At 68.2% G+C, this 14,612-nt stretch carries 11 protein-coding genes; 8 read left to right on the top strand and 3 right to left on the bottom strand.

Going from position 1 to position 14,612, the window contains the following annotated elements; all coding sequences use genetic code 11:
- The first annotated feature begins 28 nt into the window (after positions 1 to 28).
- From AC5Y4S_RS09075 to AC5Y4S_RS09055, 5 genes are all read left to right on the top strand, one after another.
- Entirely contained in the window at positions 29 to 511 is a 483-nt protein-coding gene (locus tag AC5Y4S_RS09075; protein ID WP_500032291.1) for a single-stranded DNA-binding protein, read from the top strand.
- Between the two features lie 80 nt (positions 512 to 591).
- Positions 592 to 2,268 carry an energy-dependent translational throttle protein EttA gene (gene ettA / locus AC5Y4S_RS09070; RefSeq protein WP_068104010.1) on the top strand — a complete coding sequence of 559 codons (1,677 nt, stop codon included), beginning with the start codon at positions 592 to 594 and terminating at the stop codon, positions 2,266 to 2,268.
- A 127-nt stretch (positions 2,269 to 2,395) separates the two neighbouring features.
- The gene (locus AC5Y4S_RS09065; RefSeq protein ID WP_500032290.1) at positions 2,396 to 7,258 is read left to right on the top strand and encodes an NAD-glutamate dehydrogenase; all 4,863 of its coding nucleotides are present in this window, start codon (positions 2,396 to 2,398) and stop codon (positions 7,256 to 7,258) included.
- Positions 7,255 to 7,671 (top strand): acyl-CoA thioesterase, encoded by a 417-nt coding sequence (locus AC5Y4S_RS09060; RefSeq protein WP_500032289.1) that lies wholly within the window; start codon positions 7,255 to 7,257, stop codon positions 7,669 to 7,671. The genes AC5Y4S_RS09065 and AC5Y4S_RS09060 overlap by 4 nt, the downstream gene beginning before the upstream one ends.
- On the top strand, positions 7,668 to 8,330 hold the full coding sequence (locus tag AC5Y4S_RS09055) for a DUF8010 domain-containing protein (RefSeq protein WP_500033275.1): 663 nt from the start codon (positions 7,668 to 7,670) through the stop codon (positions 8,328 to 8,330). Before AC5Y4S_RS09060 ends, AC5Y4S_RS09055 begins: the two co-directional genes overlap by 4 nt.
- A 14-nt stretch (positions 8,331 to 8,344) precedes the next feature.
- Here AC5Y4S_RS09055 and AC5Y4S_RS09050 read toward each other — a convergent pair whose 3' ends face one another.
- Complete coding sequence (locus tag AC5Y4S_RS09050; RefSeq protein ID WP_500032288.1) at positions 8,345 to 9,913, bottom strand: glycoside hydrolase family 13 protein; 1,569 nt, start codon at positions 9,911 to 9,913, stop codon at positions 8,345 to 8,347.
- Between the two features lie 23 nt (positions 9,914 to 9,936).
- Entirely contained in the window at positions 9,937 to 10,326 is a 390-nt protein-coding gene (locus AC5Y4S_RS09045) for a globin (protein ID WP_067159296.1), read from the bottom strand.
- 142 nt (positions 10,327 to 10,468) lie between these two features.
- Here AC5Y4S_RS09045 and AC5Y4S_RS09040 point away from each other — a divergent pair, with 142 nt between their 5' ends.
- Genes AC5Y4S_RS09040 through AC5Y4S_RS09030 form a run of 3 tightly spaced genes read left to right on the top strand, consistent with a single transcriptional unit; the run spans position 10,469 to position 11,862 of the window.
- Positions 10,469 to 11,116 (top strand): HNH endonuclease, encoded by a 648-nt coding sequence (locus AC5Y4S_RS09040; protein ID WP_068104020.1) that lies wholly within the window; start codon positions 10,469 to 10,471, stop codon positions 11,114 to 11,116.
- 55 nt (positions 11,117 to 11,171) lie between these two features.
- Complete coding sequence (ctaJ, locus tag AC5Y4S_RS09035) at positions 11,172 to 11,408, top strand: aa3-type cytochrome oxidase subunit CtaJ (RefSeq protein ID WP_068104022.1); 237 nt, start codon at positions 11,172 to 11,174, stop codon at positions 11,406 to 11,408.
- Positions 11,395 to 11,862, top strand: coding sequence for a DUF5130 domain-containing protein (locus AC5Y4S_RS09030; protein WP_500032287.1), 468 nt, complete (start codon positions 11,395 to 11,397; stop codon positions 11,860 to 11,862). The genes ctaJ and AC5Y4S_RS09030 overlap by 14 nt, the downstream gene beginning before the upstream one ends.
- A gap of 88 nt (positions 11,863 to 11,950) precedes the next feature.
- On the opposite strand, the gene pepN is transcribed toward AC5Y4S_RS09030, so the two are convergent.
- A complete protein-coding gene (pepN, locus tag AC5Y4S_RS09025; RefSeq protein ID WP_500032286.1) occupies positions 11,951 to 14,533 on the bottom strand; it encodes an aminopeptidase N in 2,583 nt (860 codons plus the stop codon).
- Positions 14,534 to 14,612: the final 79 nt, after the last annotated feature.

Raw genomic sequence — 14,612 nt, 5'->3', positions numbered from 1 at the left:
AATGCAATCGAGAAAGGGAATTGAGCCCATGTTTGAAACACCGCTTACGGTCGTCGGCCACATCGTCAACAACCCCGAACGCCGACAGGTCGGTACCCAGGAGGTCATCAAGTTCCGCGTCGCCAGCAACTCCCGGCGGCGCACGGCCGACGGCGGCTGGGAGCCGGGCAACTCACTGTTCATCAACGTCAATTGCTGGGGCAAGTTGGTCACCGGCGTGGGTGCCGCCTTGGGCAAGGGCGCGCCGGTGATCGTGGTGGGCCACGTGTACACCAGCGAGTACGAGGACCGCGACGGCAATCGCCGCTCATCGCTCGAGATGCGCGCAACGTCGGTCGGGCCGGACGTGTCGCGCGCGATCGTGCGCATCGAGAGACCGGGCTACACCGGTCCGACGACCGCGGACGCGGCGCCGTCCACCGCAGCAGCGGCCGATGGCGCCGCTGAGGACACCGATGCCGAGGACAGCGTCGAGTCCGACGATTCGGCAGCGCTGCCGCTGACGGCTTAGCTGCGGGATCGGCGCCGCGGCGCGATGCCTAGGATGGGCGGCGAGATCTCTCTCAAAGACCAGAAAGGCAAAACCGCGGCATGGCTGAGTTCATCTACACGATGAAGAAGGTCCGCAAGGCGCACGGCGACAAGGTGATCCTGGACGACGTCACGTTGAGCTTCTTCCCGGGCGCCAAGATCGGTGTCGTCGGCCCCAACGGCGCCGGCAAGTCGAGCGTCTTGCGGATCATGGCCGGCCTGGACAAGCCCAACAACGGCGAGGCGTTCCTGGCCACCGGCGCCAGCGTCGGCATCCTGCAGCAGGAGCCGCCGCTGAACGAGGAGAAGACGGTCCGCGGGAACGTCGAAGAGGGCCTGGGCGACATCAAGGTCAAGCTCGACCGCTTCAACGAGGTGGCCGAACTGATGGCCACCGACTACTCCGACGAGCTGATGGAGGAGATGGGCCGGCTGCAGGAGGAGCTGGACCACGCCGACGCGTGGGACCTCGACTCCCAGCTCGAGCAGGCGATGGATGCGCTGCGCTGCCCGCCGCCCGACGAGCCGGTCACCAACCTGTCCGGCGGGGAGCGGCGCCGCGTCGCGCTGTGCAAGCTGCTGCTGTCCAAACCGGACCTGCTGCTGCTCGACGAGCCGACCAACCACCTGGACGCCGAGAGCGTGCAGTGGCTCGAACAGCACCTGGCCGCGTACGCGGGGGCGATCCTGGCGGTGACCCACGACCGCTACTTCCTGGATAACGTCGCCGAGTGGATCCTCGAGCTCGACCGCGGCCGCGCGTATCCCTACGAGGGCAACTACTCGACCTATCTGGAGAAGAAGGCCGAGCGGATCGCCGTGCAGGGCCGCAAGGACGCCAAGCTGCAGAAGCGGCTGACCGAGGAGCTGGCCTGGGTCCGCTCCGGCGCCAAGGCGCGCCAGGCCAAGAGCAAGGCGCGCCTGCAGCGCTACGAAGAGATGGCCGCCGAGGCGGAGAAGACGCGCAAGCTCGACTTCGAGGAGATCCAGATCCCGGTGGGGCCGCGGCTGGGCAACGTGGTCGTCGAGGTCGACCATCTCGACAAGGGCTACGACGGGCGCACCCTGATCAAGGACTTGTCGTTCACGCTGCCGCGCAACGGCATCGTCGGCGTCATCGGCCCCAACGGGGTCGGCAAGACCACGCTGTTCAAGACCATCGTCGGCCTCGAGCAGCCGGACAGCGGCACGGTCAAGGTCGGTGAGACCGTCAAGCTCAGCTACGTGGACCAGACCCGCGCCGGCATCGATCCCAAGAAGACGGTGTGGGAAGTGGTCTCCGACGGGCTGGACTACATCGAGGTCGGCCAGAACGAGATCCCGTCCCGGGCCTACGTGTCGGCGTTCGGTTTCAAGGGGCCCGACCAGCAGAAGCCGGCGGGCGTGCTGTCCGGCGGTGAGCGCAACCGGCTGAACCTGGCGCTCACGTTGAAGGAGGGCGGCAACCTCATCCTGCTGGACGAGCCGACCAACGACCTCGATGTCGAGACGCTGAGCTCGCTGGAGAACGCGCTGGAGAAGTTCCCCGGCTGCGCGGTGGTGATCAGCCACGACCGCTGGTTCCTCGACCGTACGTGCACGCACATCCTGGCGTGGGAAGGCGACGAGGACAACGAGGCCAAGTGGTTCTGGTTCGAGGGCAACTTCGGCGCGTACGAGGAAAACAAGGTGGAACGCCTCGGAGTCGACGCCGCCAGGCCGCACCGAGTGACCCACCGCAAGCTGACGCGCGACTAGTGTCAGGGCTGCCCCGCTGAGAAGTGGGGCAATCGGGCGCGGGCCCCGCGACGATGCGGCCGGGACGGCGGCTGAGGAGTGGGGCGATGGGCAGAGTGGCATCCGTCGCGAGTTGGGAGCAATCGGCATGACGATCGATCCCGGTGCTAGGCAGGATCTCAAGCCGTGGACCACGTTCACCACGAGTGACGACATCCCCGACTGGATCGCGAACGCCTACATCGAGAGCTATCGCGGTCCCCGCGGCGACGAACCGGGCGCGGCTGAACCCGGTCCCGTCGACCCCGCGGCCATGGTGACCCCCGCCATGCTGCGCGCGCACTATCGCCTGGCCGAGTGCCGATCGCAGGGCAGGAGCTGCGTCTGTGTGCACCCGGCCGACGATCCCGACGGATTCGGGCCCGCCCTGCAGGTCGTCACCGATCACGGCAGCATGCTGTTGGACTCCGTCACGGTGCTGCTGCACCGGCTGGGAGTCGCCTACGCCGGCATTATGACCCCGGTGTTCGACGTGCACCGCGACTCGGTCGGCGACCTGCTCAGCGTCGAACCGAAACCGCCCGGCAAATCGCAATACGACGGCGAGGCGTGGATCTACGTCCCGCTGTCGCCGACCGTCGACAGCAAGGTCCTCGCCGAGGTCGAACGGCTGCTGCCCAAGGTGCTGGCCGACGTCGAGCAGGTCGCCACCGACGCCGCCTCGATGATCAGTGCCCTGAGCGAGCTCGCCGAGGCCGTCCACATCAACGCCGACGACCGATTCTCGGCGCCCGACCGCGAGGACGTCGCCCAGCTGCTGCGCTGGCTGGGCAACGGAAACTTCCTGCTGCTCGGTTATCAACGCGCCCGGGTGCACGACAACGTGGTCTCCGCCGACGGCGCGACCGGCCTCGGGGTCCTGCGCACCCGCACCGGTTCGCGCCCGCGACTGACCGACGAAGACCACTTGCTGGTCCTGGCCCAATCCGTGGTCGGCAGCTACCTGCGCTACGGCGCCTACCCGTACGCGATCGCGGTTCGCGAATACGCGGACGACGGCCAGGGCGGCAGAGCGGTCTTCGAGCACCGCTTCGTCGGACTCTTCACGGTCGCCGCCATGAACGCCGACGTCCTGGACATCCCGACCGTTTCGAGCCGGGTCCGCGAGGCGCTCGCGATGGCCGACGGCGACCCCATCCACCCCGGCCAGTTGCTGCTCGACGTCATCCAGACCGTCCCGCGCTCGGAGCTGTTCACGCTCAGCGCCGAACGGCTCCTGACGATGGCCAAAGCGGTGGTGGACCTGGGATCGCAGCGGCGCGCCTTGCTGTTCCTGCGCGCCGACCGGCTGCAGTACTTCGTCTCGTGCCTGGTCTATGTGCCCCGCGATCGCTACACCACCCCGGTGCGCCTGCAGATCGAGGACATCCTGGTCCACGAATTCGGCGGCACACGACTGGAATTCACCGCGCGCGTCAGCGAATCACCGTGGGCGCTGATGCATTTCATGGTCCGGCTGCCCGAGAACGCGACGGCCGTCGACGTCTCGGAAGCCAACCGCATCCGGATCCAGGGGCTGCTCAGCGAAGCCGCGCGAACGTGGGGCGACCGCCTGATCGCCGCCGCGGCCGAGGTCTCCGACGGACCCGTCTCGCACGCCGACGCCGAGCACTACGCCGCCGCCTTCTCCGAGGTCTACAAGCAGGCCGTCACGCCCGACGACGCCATCGAGCACATCGCGATCATCGAAGAGCTGTCCGATGATTCGGTCAAGCTGGTGCTCTCCGACCGCGGCGAGGACGCGGCCGCCCAGCTGACCTGGTTCGTGGGTGGTCACACCGCCTCGTTGAGCCAGCTGTTGCCGATGCTGCAGAGCATGGGCGTCGTGGTCCTCGAGGAGCGCCCGTTCACCGTCACCCGGCGGGACGGGCTGGCCGTGTGGATCTACCAGTTCAAGATCCAGCCGCACCCGACGATCCCGCTGGCGACGACGGCGGCCGAACGGCAGTCCACCGCGGAGCGATTCGCCGACGCGGTCACCGCCATCTGGCAGGGACGCGTCGAGATCGACCGCTTCAACGAGCTGGTGATGCGCGCGCGGCTGACCTGGCAGCAGGTCGTGCTGCTGCGCGCCTACGCGAAATACCTTCGGCAGGCCGGCTTTCCGTACAGCCAGTCCCACATCGAATCGGTGCTGAGCGAGCATCCGTCGACCGTGCGGTCCCTCGTCACCTTGTTCGAGGCGCTCTTCGATCCGAGGGCGTCCGCTGCCAAGGGGTCGCCGACCGGTCGCGACGCACAAGCGGCCGCCGCCGCGGTTGCAGCGGACATCGACGCCGTGGTGGGCCTGGACACCGACCGCATCCTGCGCGCGTTCGCGTCGCTGGTGCAGGCCACGCTGCGGACCAACTACTTCGTGACCCGCGAGGGATCCGCCCGCGCCCGTAATGTGTTGGCGCTCAAGCTGGATGCGCAGCTGATCGACGAACTTCCGCTGCCGCGGCCAAAGTTCGAGATCTTCGTGTACTCGCCGCGAGTGGAGGGCGTGCACCTGCGGTTCGGCCCGGTGGCGCGCGGGGGCCTGCGCTGGTCCGACCGCCGCGACGACTTCCGCACCGAGATCCTGGGTTTGGTCAAGGCGCAGGCGGTGAAGAACGCCGTCATCGTGCCGGTCGGGGCGAAGGGCGGATTCGTCGTCAAGCGGCCACCACTGCCGTCGGGTGAGGCCGCCGCCGACCGCGACGCCACCCGCGCCGAGGGCGTCGCCTGCTATCAGCTGTTCATCTCCGGCCTGCTCGACGTCACCGACAACGTCGATCACGCAACGAAAAAGGTCAGCCCGCCGCCCGAGGTGATCCGCCGCGACGGCGACGACGCCTACCTAGTGGTGGCCGCCGACAAGGGCACCGCCACGTTCTCCGACATCGCCAACGACGTCGCCAAGTCCTACGGGTTCTGGCTGGGCGACGCGTTCGCGTCCGGCGGGTCGGTCGGCTACGACCACAAGGCCATGGGCATCACCGCCAAGGGCGCCTGGGAGGCCGTCAAACGCCATTTCCGTGAGATGGGCGTCGACACCCAGACCGAGGACTTCACTGTCGTCGGCGTCGGCGACATGAGCGGCGACGTGTTCGGCAACGGCATGCTGCTTTCCAAGCACATCAAGCTGCTCGCCGCCTTCGATCACCGGCACGTCTTCTTGGACCCGGACCCCGACCCGGCGGCGTCGTGGCAGGAACGGCGGCGGATGTTCGACCTGCCGCGGTCCAGCTGGGACGACTACGACAAGTCGCTGATCAGCGAGGGCGGTGGGGTATACAACCGCGACCAGAAGGCCATCCCCATCAGCCCGCAGGTCCGCGAGGCGCTGGGCATCGACAGCGACGACGTCACCGAGATGTCCCCGCCCAACCTGATCAGAGCGATCCTGCAGGCGCCCGTCGACCTGTTGTTCAACGGCGGCATCGGCACCTACATCAAGGCCGAATCCGAGTCCGACGCCGACGTGGGCGACCGCGCCAACGATCCGGTGCGCGTCAACGCAAACCAGGTGCGCGCCAAGGTCATTGGCGAGGGCGGCAACCTGGGGGTGACCGCGCTGGGCCGCGTCGAATTCGACCTGTCGGGCGGGCGGATCAACACCGACGCGATGGACAACTCCGCCGGCGTGGACTGTTCGGACCACGAGGTCAACATCAAGATCCTGATCGACTCGCTGGTCACCGCCGGCAAGGTCAAGGCCGAGGAGCGCAAGGAGCTGCTGGAGTCGATGACCGACGAGGTCGGGCGGCTGGTGCTGCTCGACAACGAGGACCAGAACGACCTGATCGGCACCAGCCGCGCCAACGCGGCCAGCCTGCTGCCGGTGCACGCGATGCAAATCAAGTACCTCGAAGACCGCGGCATCAACCGCGAGCTGGAGGCGCTGCCGTCGGAGAAGGAGATCCACCGGCGCATCGATGTGGGCATCGGGCTCACCTCGCCCGAGCTGTGCACGCTGATGGCCCACGTCAAGCTGGCGCTCAAGGAGGAGATGCTCACCACCGAACTGCCCGAGCAGGATGTCTTCGCATCCCGGCTGCCGCAATACTTCCCGACGCCACTGCGCGAACGGTTCACCCCGGAGATCCGCGGCCACCAGCTGCGCCGGGAGATCGTCACCACCATGCTGATCAACGACCTGGTGGACGCCGCGGGCATCAGCTACGCGTTCCGGATCACCGAGGACGTCGGCGTCGGGCCGATCGACGCGGTGCGCACGTACGTCGCCACCGACGCCATCTTCGGCGTGAGCGAGATCTGGCGGCAGATCCGCGCCGCGAGCGTGCCCGTCGCGCTGTCGGACCGGCTGACCCTGGATACCCGACGGCTGATCGACCGCGCCGGACGCTGGCTGCTCAACTACCGGCCGCAGCCGTTGGCCGTCGGCGCCGAGATCAACCGGTTCGCCGCGAAGGTTAAGGAGCTGACGCCGCGGATGTCGGAGTGGCTGCGCGGCGACGACAAGGCCATCGTCGAAAAGGAAGCCGCCGAATTCGCCTCGCAGGGCGCACCGGAGGACTTGTCTTACATGGTGGCCGCCGGCCTGTACCGCTACAGCCTGCTCGACATCATCGACGTCGCGGACATCACCGAAATGGACAGCGCCGAAGTTGCCGACACCTATTTCGCCTTGATGGACCACCTGGGCACCGACGGCCTGCTGACGGCGGTTTCGGAGTTGCCCCGCCACGATCGCTGGCAATCGTTGGCGCGCTTGGCGATTCGCGACGACATCTATGCGTCGCTGCGATCGCTGTGCTTCGACGTGCTGGCCGTCGGCGAGCCCGACGAGAGTGGTGAAGAGAAGATCGGCGAGTGGGAACACATCAGCGCGTCCCGGGTGGAGCGGGCCCGCCGCACGCTCAGCGAGATCCAGGAAAGCGGGGCAAAGGATCTCGCGACGCTGTCGGTGGCTGCCCGGCAGATCCGCCGGATGACCCGCACCAGCGGCAGGGGATCGTCGAGTTGAGCGTTGGCTTCGTTGCGCCGGTGCCCGTGCGCTGGTCGGACATCGACATGTACCAGCACGTCAATCACGCCACCATGGTCACCATCCTCGAAGAGGCGCGGGTGCTGTTCCTCAAGGAACCCTTCGCCGCCGACGTCACGACCATCGGGTTGCTGATCGCCGACGTGCGCGTCACCTACAAGAGCCAGCTGCGCCTGGCCGATTCGCCTCTGCAGGTGACGATTTGGACCAAACGACACCGGACGGTCGACTTCACGCTCGGCTACGAGGTGCGCTCGGTCAACGCCGATCCGGCGTCCAAGCCCGCCGTCATCGCCGAGACGCAACTGGCCGCCGTGCACATCGAGGAGCAGCGGCTGTTTCGGCTTTCACCCCAGCATCGGGAGTATCTGCAACGGTGGCTCAGGGAATAAGCGGGGTAGCCGAGCGCGGTGTGTGGTTGCGTGACGCCACCCACCGCGGGGATCTCGCCACGTTCGTCGATCACGCGATGCGCCTCGACGACGCCGCGGTCATCCGGCTGCGGTCCAGATCCGCCGGGCTGCTGACCGCCTGGGTGGCAACCGGTTTCGGCGTGCTGGCCAGCCGGGTGGTGGTCGGCCGGGTGCGGCCCGACGATTTGTCGGTCGCGGCGGACGGGCTGGCGCGCGGCCTTTCGGCGATGGACGCCGAGGGCTACGTCGATCCGGGCTACGCGATGGACTCAGCATGGCGGGGGGCCCTGCCCCCCGAATCCGGCTTCACCCACCTCGACGACGTACCCGCCCGGGTGATGCTGGACCTCGCGCAGCGCGGCGCGCAACTCGCTAAGGAGCACGGCAGCTCTCATGGCCCCCCGGTGTCGCTGCTCGATCAGGAGGTCATCCGGGTCAGCTCGGCCGAACTCAGCGTGGGCCTTCCGATGCGCTGCGTGTTCGCCTTGACCGCAATGGGTTTCCTGCCCCAATCACCCGATGCGATCGGCGCCGACGAGATGGTCCGGGTTCGGATCCTGCCCAACTGGCTGCGGGTCGACGCCAAGTTCGGCTCGGTGTACCGGCGCCGCACGCACGCGGCGCTGGTGCTGCACTGACGGGCTGGGGCCGCTCAGATCAGCCAGGCCGCCGAGTCCGGCGGCAGCTTGCCGTCGACCAACTGCGCGCTGGCCAGGATCACCTCGCCCGGCGGCAAAGCCATCGGCAGCCGGCCGGCGTTCAGCGCGCATACCAGCGCGCCGCCGTGCCGCTCAAAGATCAGCAGGTCGTCGTCGGCGGCCAGCCATTCGAGCTCGTCGCCGTCGAATTCGCTTCGTTCCCTGCGTAGTTGGATGGCTCGCCGGTAGAAGGACAGCGTAGAGTCGGGATCGTCGAGCTGCTTTTCGACGGTCAGCGCCGCCCAGTCGGCCGGCATCGGCAGCCAGGTGTCGGCGGAGGTGGAGAAGCCGAACGGGGGAGCGTCGCCCGACCAGGGAAGCGGGACCCGGCACTTGTCGCGGCCGCGTTCGGTGTGCCCGGAGCGTTCCCACGTCGGGTCCTGGAGCACCTCCTCGGGCAGGTCCACGACATCGGGCAGGCCCAATTCCTCACCGTTATAGATGAATACGGCGCCGGGCAGGGCCAGCATCAGCATCGCCATCGCCCGCGCCCGGCGCAGCCCGACCTCGCCGCCGCCGTAGCGGGTGACCTCCCGGCCCACGTCGTGGTTGGAAAGCGTCCAGGTCGGGGTGGCGTTCTCAATCGCGGTGGCTTCCAACGAATTCTGGATCGCGTCGTGGATTTCGCGCGCGTCGAAGTCGATCTTCGTCAGCCGGAAATTGAAGCCGAGATGCAGTTCGTCGGGCCGCAGGTACTCGGCCCAGAGGAGGTTGTCCATCACCCACACCTCGCCGATCGTCACCGCCGGCGAGTAGTCGTCGACGATCTTGCGGATTCCGCGGTGAATCTCGTGCACGCTCGGGTGGTTGAAGCGCGGGTCGTCGTCGCTGTGGCTCAACACCTTGACGTCGTCCTTGGCATCGGGCAGGCCCGGCGGCTTGGCCATCCCGTGGGCCACGTCGATGCGGAAACCGTCCACGCCGCGCTCCAGCCAGAAGCGCAGCGTCTTCTCGAAGTCGTCGAAGACTTCGGGGTGCTCCCAGTTCAGGTCGGGCTGCTCGGCGTCGAAGAGGTGCAGGTAGTACTGGCCGGGGTTGCCATCCGGTTCGATCACCCGGGTCCAGGCCGACCCGCCGAACACCGATGTCCAGTTGTTCGGCGGCAATTCGCCGTCGGGACCGCGGCCGTCGCGAAAGTAGTAGCGCTCCCGCGCGTCGGTGCCCGGACCGGCGGCCAGCGCCGCCTGAAACCACGGGTGCGCCGAACTGGTGTGGTTGGGCACCACGTCCATGGTGATCTTGATGCCCCGCTCGTGGGCCGCCGCGATCAGCCGCTCGATCGCGGCCATCCCGCCGAACAGCGGGTCGACGTCCCGCGGGTCGGCGACGTCATAGCCGTGGTCGGCCATCGGCGAAACGGTGACCGGGTTGAGCCAGATCGCGTCGATGCCGAGCTGCGTGAGGTAGTCCAGGCGGGCGGTCAACCCGTCCAGGTCGCCGACGCCGTCGCCATCGCTATCGGCGAACGACCGCGGATAGACCTGGTAGAAGACCGCGCTCAACCACCACGGCTCGGGGCTCATGCTGCTCCGTTCGGTTACTGGGATCAGAACGATGAATTGACCAGCGAGTGCGCGGCCATTTCCAGGTATTCAAGCAACTCGCGGCGGTGTGCGTCGTCCAACGTCTGCGAGTCGATGGAGGCGACGGCGGTGTGCATGCAGCGCAGCCAGGCGTCGCGCTCGATCGGGGTGATCCGGAACGGCGCGTGTCGCATCCGCAGCCGCGGATGTCCGCGCCGGTCGGAGTAGGTGCGCGGGCCGCCCCAGTACTGCTCGAGGAACATCCGCAGCCGCTCCTCGGCGCCCGCCAGGTCGTCCGCGGGGTACAGCTGAGAGAGAATCTCGTCCTCGGGGACCTGCGCGTAAAACCGCGACACGATCGCATTGAAGGTTTCGGCACCGCCGACGGCGTCGTAGAAGCTCACCTGATCCATCCCCTCCATTGTGGTGCATCGCCGGGTTGGCAAGGCCGTACGGGCCCGCCTCGCGCCTTCTGTTCACCGGTTTGTCACGGCGCGCACCAGCAATAAGGGTGCGTTTGGCGGCGAATCATGGTGGACTATCGGCGGAGGATCTATGGCGCATGGCAAGAGACGCCGCAGCCACCGCAGTTCCGGTGCCGCGGCAGGGTTAACCGGGCCCCCAACCGCGTCACCCCTGCATAGCGTCGATACCCACCCGCCTACCCGCCACGAAACCGCGTCCATCTGGAGCCGGCGGCGGGTGCTCCTGCTCAATTCCACCTACGAGCCGCTGACCGCGCTGCCGATGCGGCGGGCCATCGTCATGGTGATCTGCGGCAAGGCGGACGTGGTGCACGACGACCCGGCCGGGCCGGTCATCCACTCGGCGACCAGGTCGATCGTGGTGCCTTCGGTGATCCAGCTGCGGTCCTACGTGCGGGTTCCCTACCGGGCGCGCGTGCCGATGACCCGCGCCGCCCTGATGCACCGCGACCGTTTCTGCTGCGCCTACTGCGGGGCCAAGGCCGACACCGTCGACCACGTGGTGCCGCGCAGCCGCGGCGGTGACCACTCCTGGGAGAACTGCGTGGCGTGCTGTTCGACCTGCAATCACCGCAAGGGCGACAAGCTGCTCGCCGAATTGGGCTGGGCGCTGCGCCGCGCGCCGTTGCCGCCCACCGGGCAGCACTGGCGGCTGCTGTCGACGGTCAAGGAGCTGGACCCGTCCTGGGCCCGGTACCTCGGCGAGGGCGCGGCCTGACCAATCCCGTGTCCAAGTGTGCGGGTGCATCACCCGGTGGGATACGGTTTGCGTCGTGAGCCCTGGAGAGATTCACCTGTACTTCATCGGAATCCCGCTGGCGCTGGTTGTGGTGCTTTCCCTGCTGATCTGGCGGCACAAGGGGCCCCACCCCGCGACCTACAAGATGTCGGAGAAGTGGACGCACCCGCCGATCCTGTGGGCCGCCACCGACGAAGACGTCGGCGGCGCGCATCACGGACACGGCACGTCGGAGTTCTCGGTGGGAGGTGGCGCCAGTGGCACCTGGTGAGGTTGCGACGATCGAGCGCAGCGAGCTGCCCAAGGGTTCGGTGATCACCACCAGCGGCCGGATTTCGGGCGTCACCGAGCCGGGTGAGCTGTCGGTGCATTACCCGTTTCCGACCAAGGACCTGGTCGCCATCGACGATGCGCTGAAGTACGGCTCGCGGGCGTCTCGGGCGCGGTTCGCCATCTACCTCGGGGACCTGGGCAGCGACACCGCCGCGCGGGCCCGCGAGATCTTGGCCAAGGTGCCGACGCCCGACAACGCGGTGCTGCTCGCCGTGTCGCCCGACCAGTCCGTCATTGAGGTGGTCTACGGCTCGGCGGTCCGCGGTCGTGGCGCCGAGTCGGCCGCGCCGCTCGGGGTGGCCGCCGCATCGTCGGCGTTCGAGCAGGGCCACCTGGTGGACGGGCTGGTCAGCGCGATCCGCGTGCTCAGCGCCGGGATCGCACCGGCCTAGCCTCTCCGCCCACCACGCGAGGGCGCGCAAATGTACGCCGAATGCGGCGTGTCGGCGTGCAGACACGCGCGCTCGCCGGGGAGCCCGATCAGGACGCGTCGAACGTGCGGGCGCGCAGCGACCGCTTGACCCCGGCCTGACCTTCCAGCACCAGGCGCCGCAGGGCAGGCGGAATCTCCGGGTCACTCAGAAACTCGTCCGCGGCCGCGACGCCGGCCTCGCTGATGTCCCAGTGCGGGTAGAGGCCGATCACCACGGTTTGGGCGACCTCGCTGGAGCGCCGCGCCCAGACCCCGGGGATCGCGTCGAAGTAGCGCGCGGTGAACGGCTTGAGCAGCTCGTGTTGTCCCGGCGGGGCGATGCCGGCGATGATCGATCGGGCCGTGATGTTGGCCAGTGTGTCGTCCTCCATCACCGTCGTCCAGGCCCGCTCCTTGACCTCGAGTTGGGGCCGTGCCGCCGCCGCTTGGGCACCGTGGCGCTTGCCGGCGGCGGTCGGGTCACGCCGCACCTCGGCGTCGATGAACGGTGTCGCGGACCCGTCGGCGTCGATCTCGCCGGCGGCGGCCAGCGCGGTCACGATGCGCCAGCGCAGGTCGGTGTCGATCTCCAGCCCGGCCAGACCCCGCTCGGCCGGGTCGTGATCCAACAGGTCGGCCAGCGTCACGACGTGCCGCGTCGACAGGACGGACGTGCACAGCGTGTTGACGAACGCGAGCTGGTGGTCCGATCCGGGCGCCGCGGCGCGGGCCAGCTCCAGCAGCCGGTCGGCGAACTGCGGCCAGCCGTGCTCGCGCGCCCAGGCCGGCTCGGCGTAGGACGCCAGCGCCGTCTGGGCCTGCATCAGCAGCCGTTGCGCCACCCCGACCTCCGTTTCGGCCTGCACGCCGCCGGAGACCAGCGCCACGAAATCGCGGGCGCGCAGCTCGGCCTCGCGGGTCATCTCCCACGCGGCCGACCACACCAGCGAGCGCGGCAGCGGCTCGGCGATGTCGGCGATCCGCTCCAGCGCGGTCTGCAGCGACTGGCTGTCCAGCCGCAGCGAACAGTAGGTCAGGTCGTCGTCGTTGACCAGGATCAGCTTGCCGCGCGAAACCCCAACCAGGGCAGGCACTTCGGTGTCCGGGCCCTCGACGTCGAGTTCCTCGCGGTGGACCCGCACCAGCTTGCCGGCGCCGCCGGGATCATCTTCGTCGTAGATGCCGATCGCCAGCCGGTGCACCCGCGTCTCGCCCGCGCCGGGCGCGGCGCCGCTTTGGCGCACCACGAACCGGGTGAACTTGCCGTCGGCGTCGACGTCGAAGTCGGGGCGCAGCGTGTTCAGGCCGGTGGTTTTCAGCCACTGCTGACCCCAGTCGGACAGGTCGCGACCGGACGCCTTTTCCAGCGCGGCGATCAGGTCGCCGAACGTGGCGTTGCCGTACGCGTGCGTGCGGAAGTAGTCGCGCAGCCCGGCCAGGAAGTGCTCCAGCCCGACGTAGGCCACCAGTTGCTTGAGGACCGACGCGCCCTTGGCGTAGGTGATCCCGTCGAAGTTCACCTCGACAGCGGCCAGGTCGGGGATCTCGGCCGCGATCGGGTGCGTCGACGGCAACTGGTCCTGGCGGTACGCCCACGACTTCTCGACGGTGGCGAACGTCGTCCACGCCTCGGTGAATTCGGTTGCCTCGCTTTGGCACAACACCGACGCGAAGGTCGCGAACGACTCGTTGAGCCACAGGTCGTCCCACCACGTCATGGTGACCAGGTCGCCGAACCACATGTGCGCCATCTCGTGCAGCACCGTCTCGGCGCGCCGCTCGTAGGAGGCCCGGGTGACCTTGCTGCGGAAGACGTAGTCCTCGAGGAAGGTCACCGCCCCCGCGTTTTCCATGGCGCCGGCGTTGAACTCGGGCACGAACAGCTGGTCGTACTTGCCGAACGCGTAGGGCAGGCCAAAGTTCTTGTGGTAGAAGCCGAATCCCTGCTTCGTCTGGGTGAACAACCGCTCGGCGTCCATGAAGTCGGCCAGCGAGGCCCGGCAGTAGATGCCCAGCGGGATCTCGCCGTGTTCGTCGGTGTAGGAGTCCCTCCACTCGGCGTACGGGCCGGCGATCAGCGCCACCAGGTAGGTGCTCATCCGCGGGGTGGTGGCGAAGGTGTGTATGCCGTCCTCCACCGATACCGTCGCGCCGTTGGAGATCACCTTCCAGTGTTTGGGCGCGGCCACCCGCAGGTCGAACGTCGCCTTGAGGTCGGGTTGGTCGAAGCACGCGAACATGCGCTTGGCGTCGGCCGTTTCGAACTGCGAATACAGATAGACCTCGTCGTCCACCGGGTCGACGAAGCGATGCAGCCCCTCGCCGGTGTTGGAGTAGCGGCAGTCGGCGTCGACGACGAGGACGTTTTGCTTCTCGAGCCCGCGCAGCGCGATGCCGGTCGATTCGTCGTATCCGGACACGTCGAGGTCGCGGCCGTTGAGGGTCGCGCTGCGGATGGCGTCGGCGGCGACGTCGATGACGGTGTCGGCGCCGGCGAGCGCCTCGAACGCCACGGTGGTGGTGGACCGGAAAGTCCGGTCGCCCGGGGCGCCCGAGCCGTCGGTGACGTCGAGGCTGATCCGGTAGCTGTCAACGGTGATCAGGGCCGCGCGTTCGACGGCCTGGTCACGGGTGAGGTTGGGAAGGGCCACGCGTCCAACTTAAACGTGTTGGTGAACGCCTGGTAACCGGAGCGACGGGGCGGGAACACGCGCCGCGCGACTACGGTTG

Source organism: Mycobacterium sp. NGS64 (assembly GCF_059812245.1).
The sequence above is the reverse complement of the archived record's forward strand: the minus strand, read 5'-3'. Positions and strand labels throughout refer to the sequence as shown.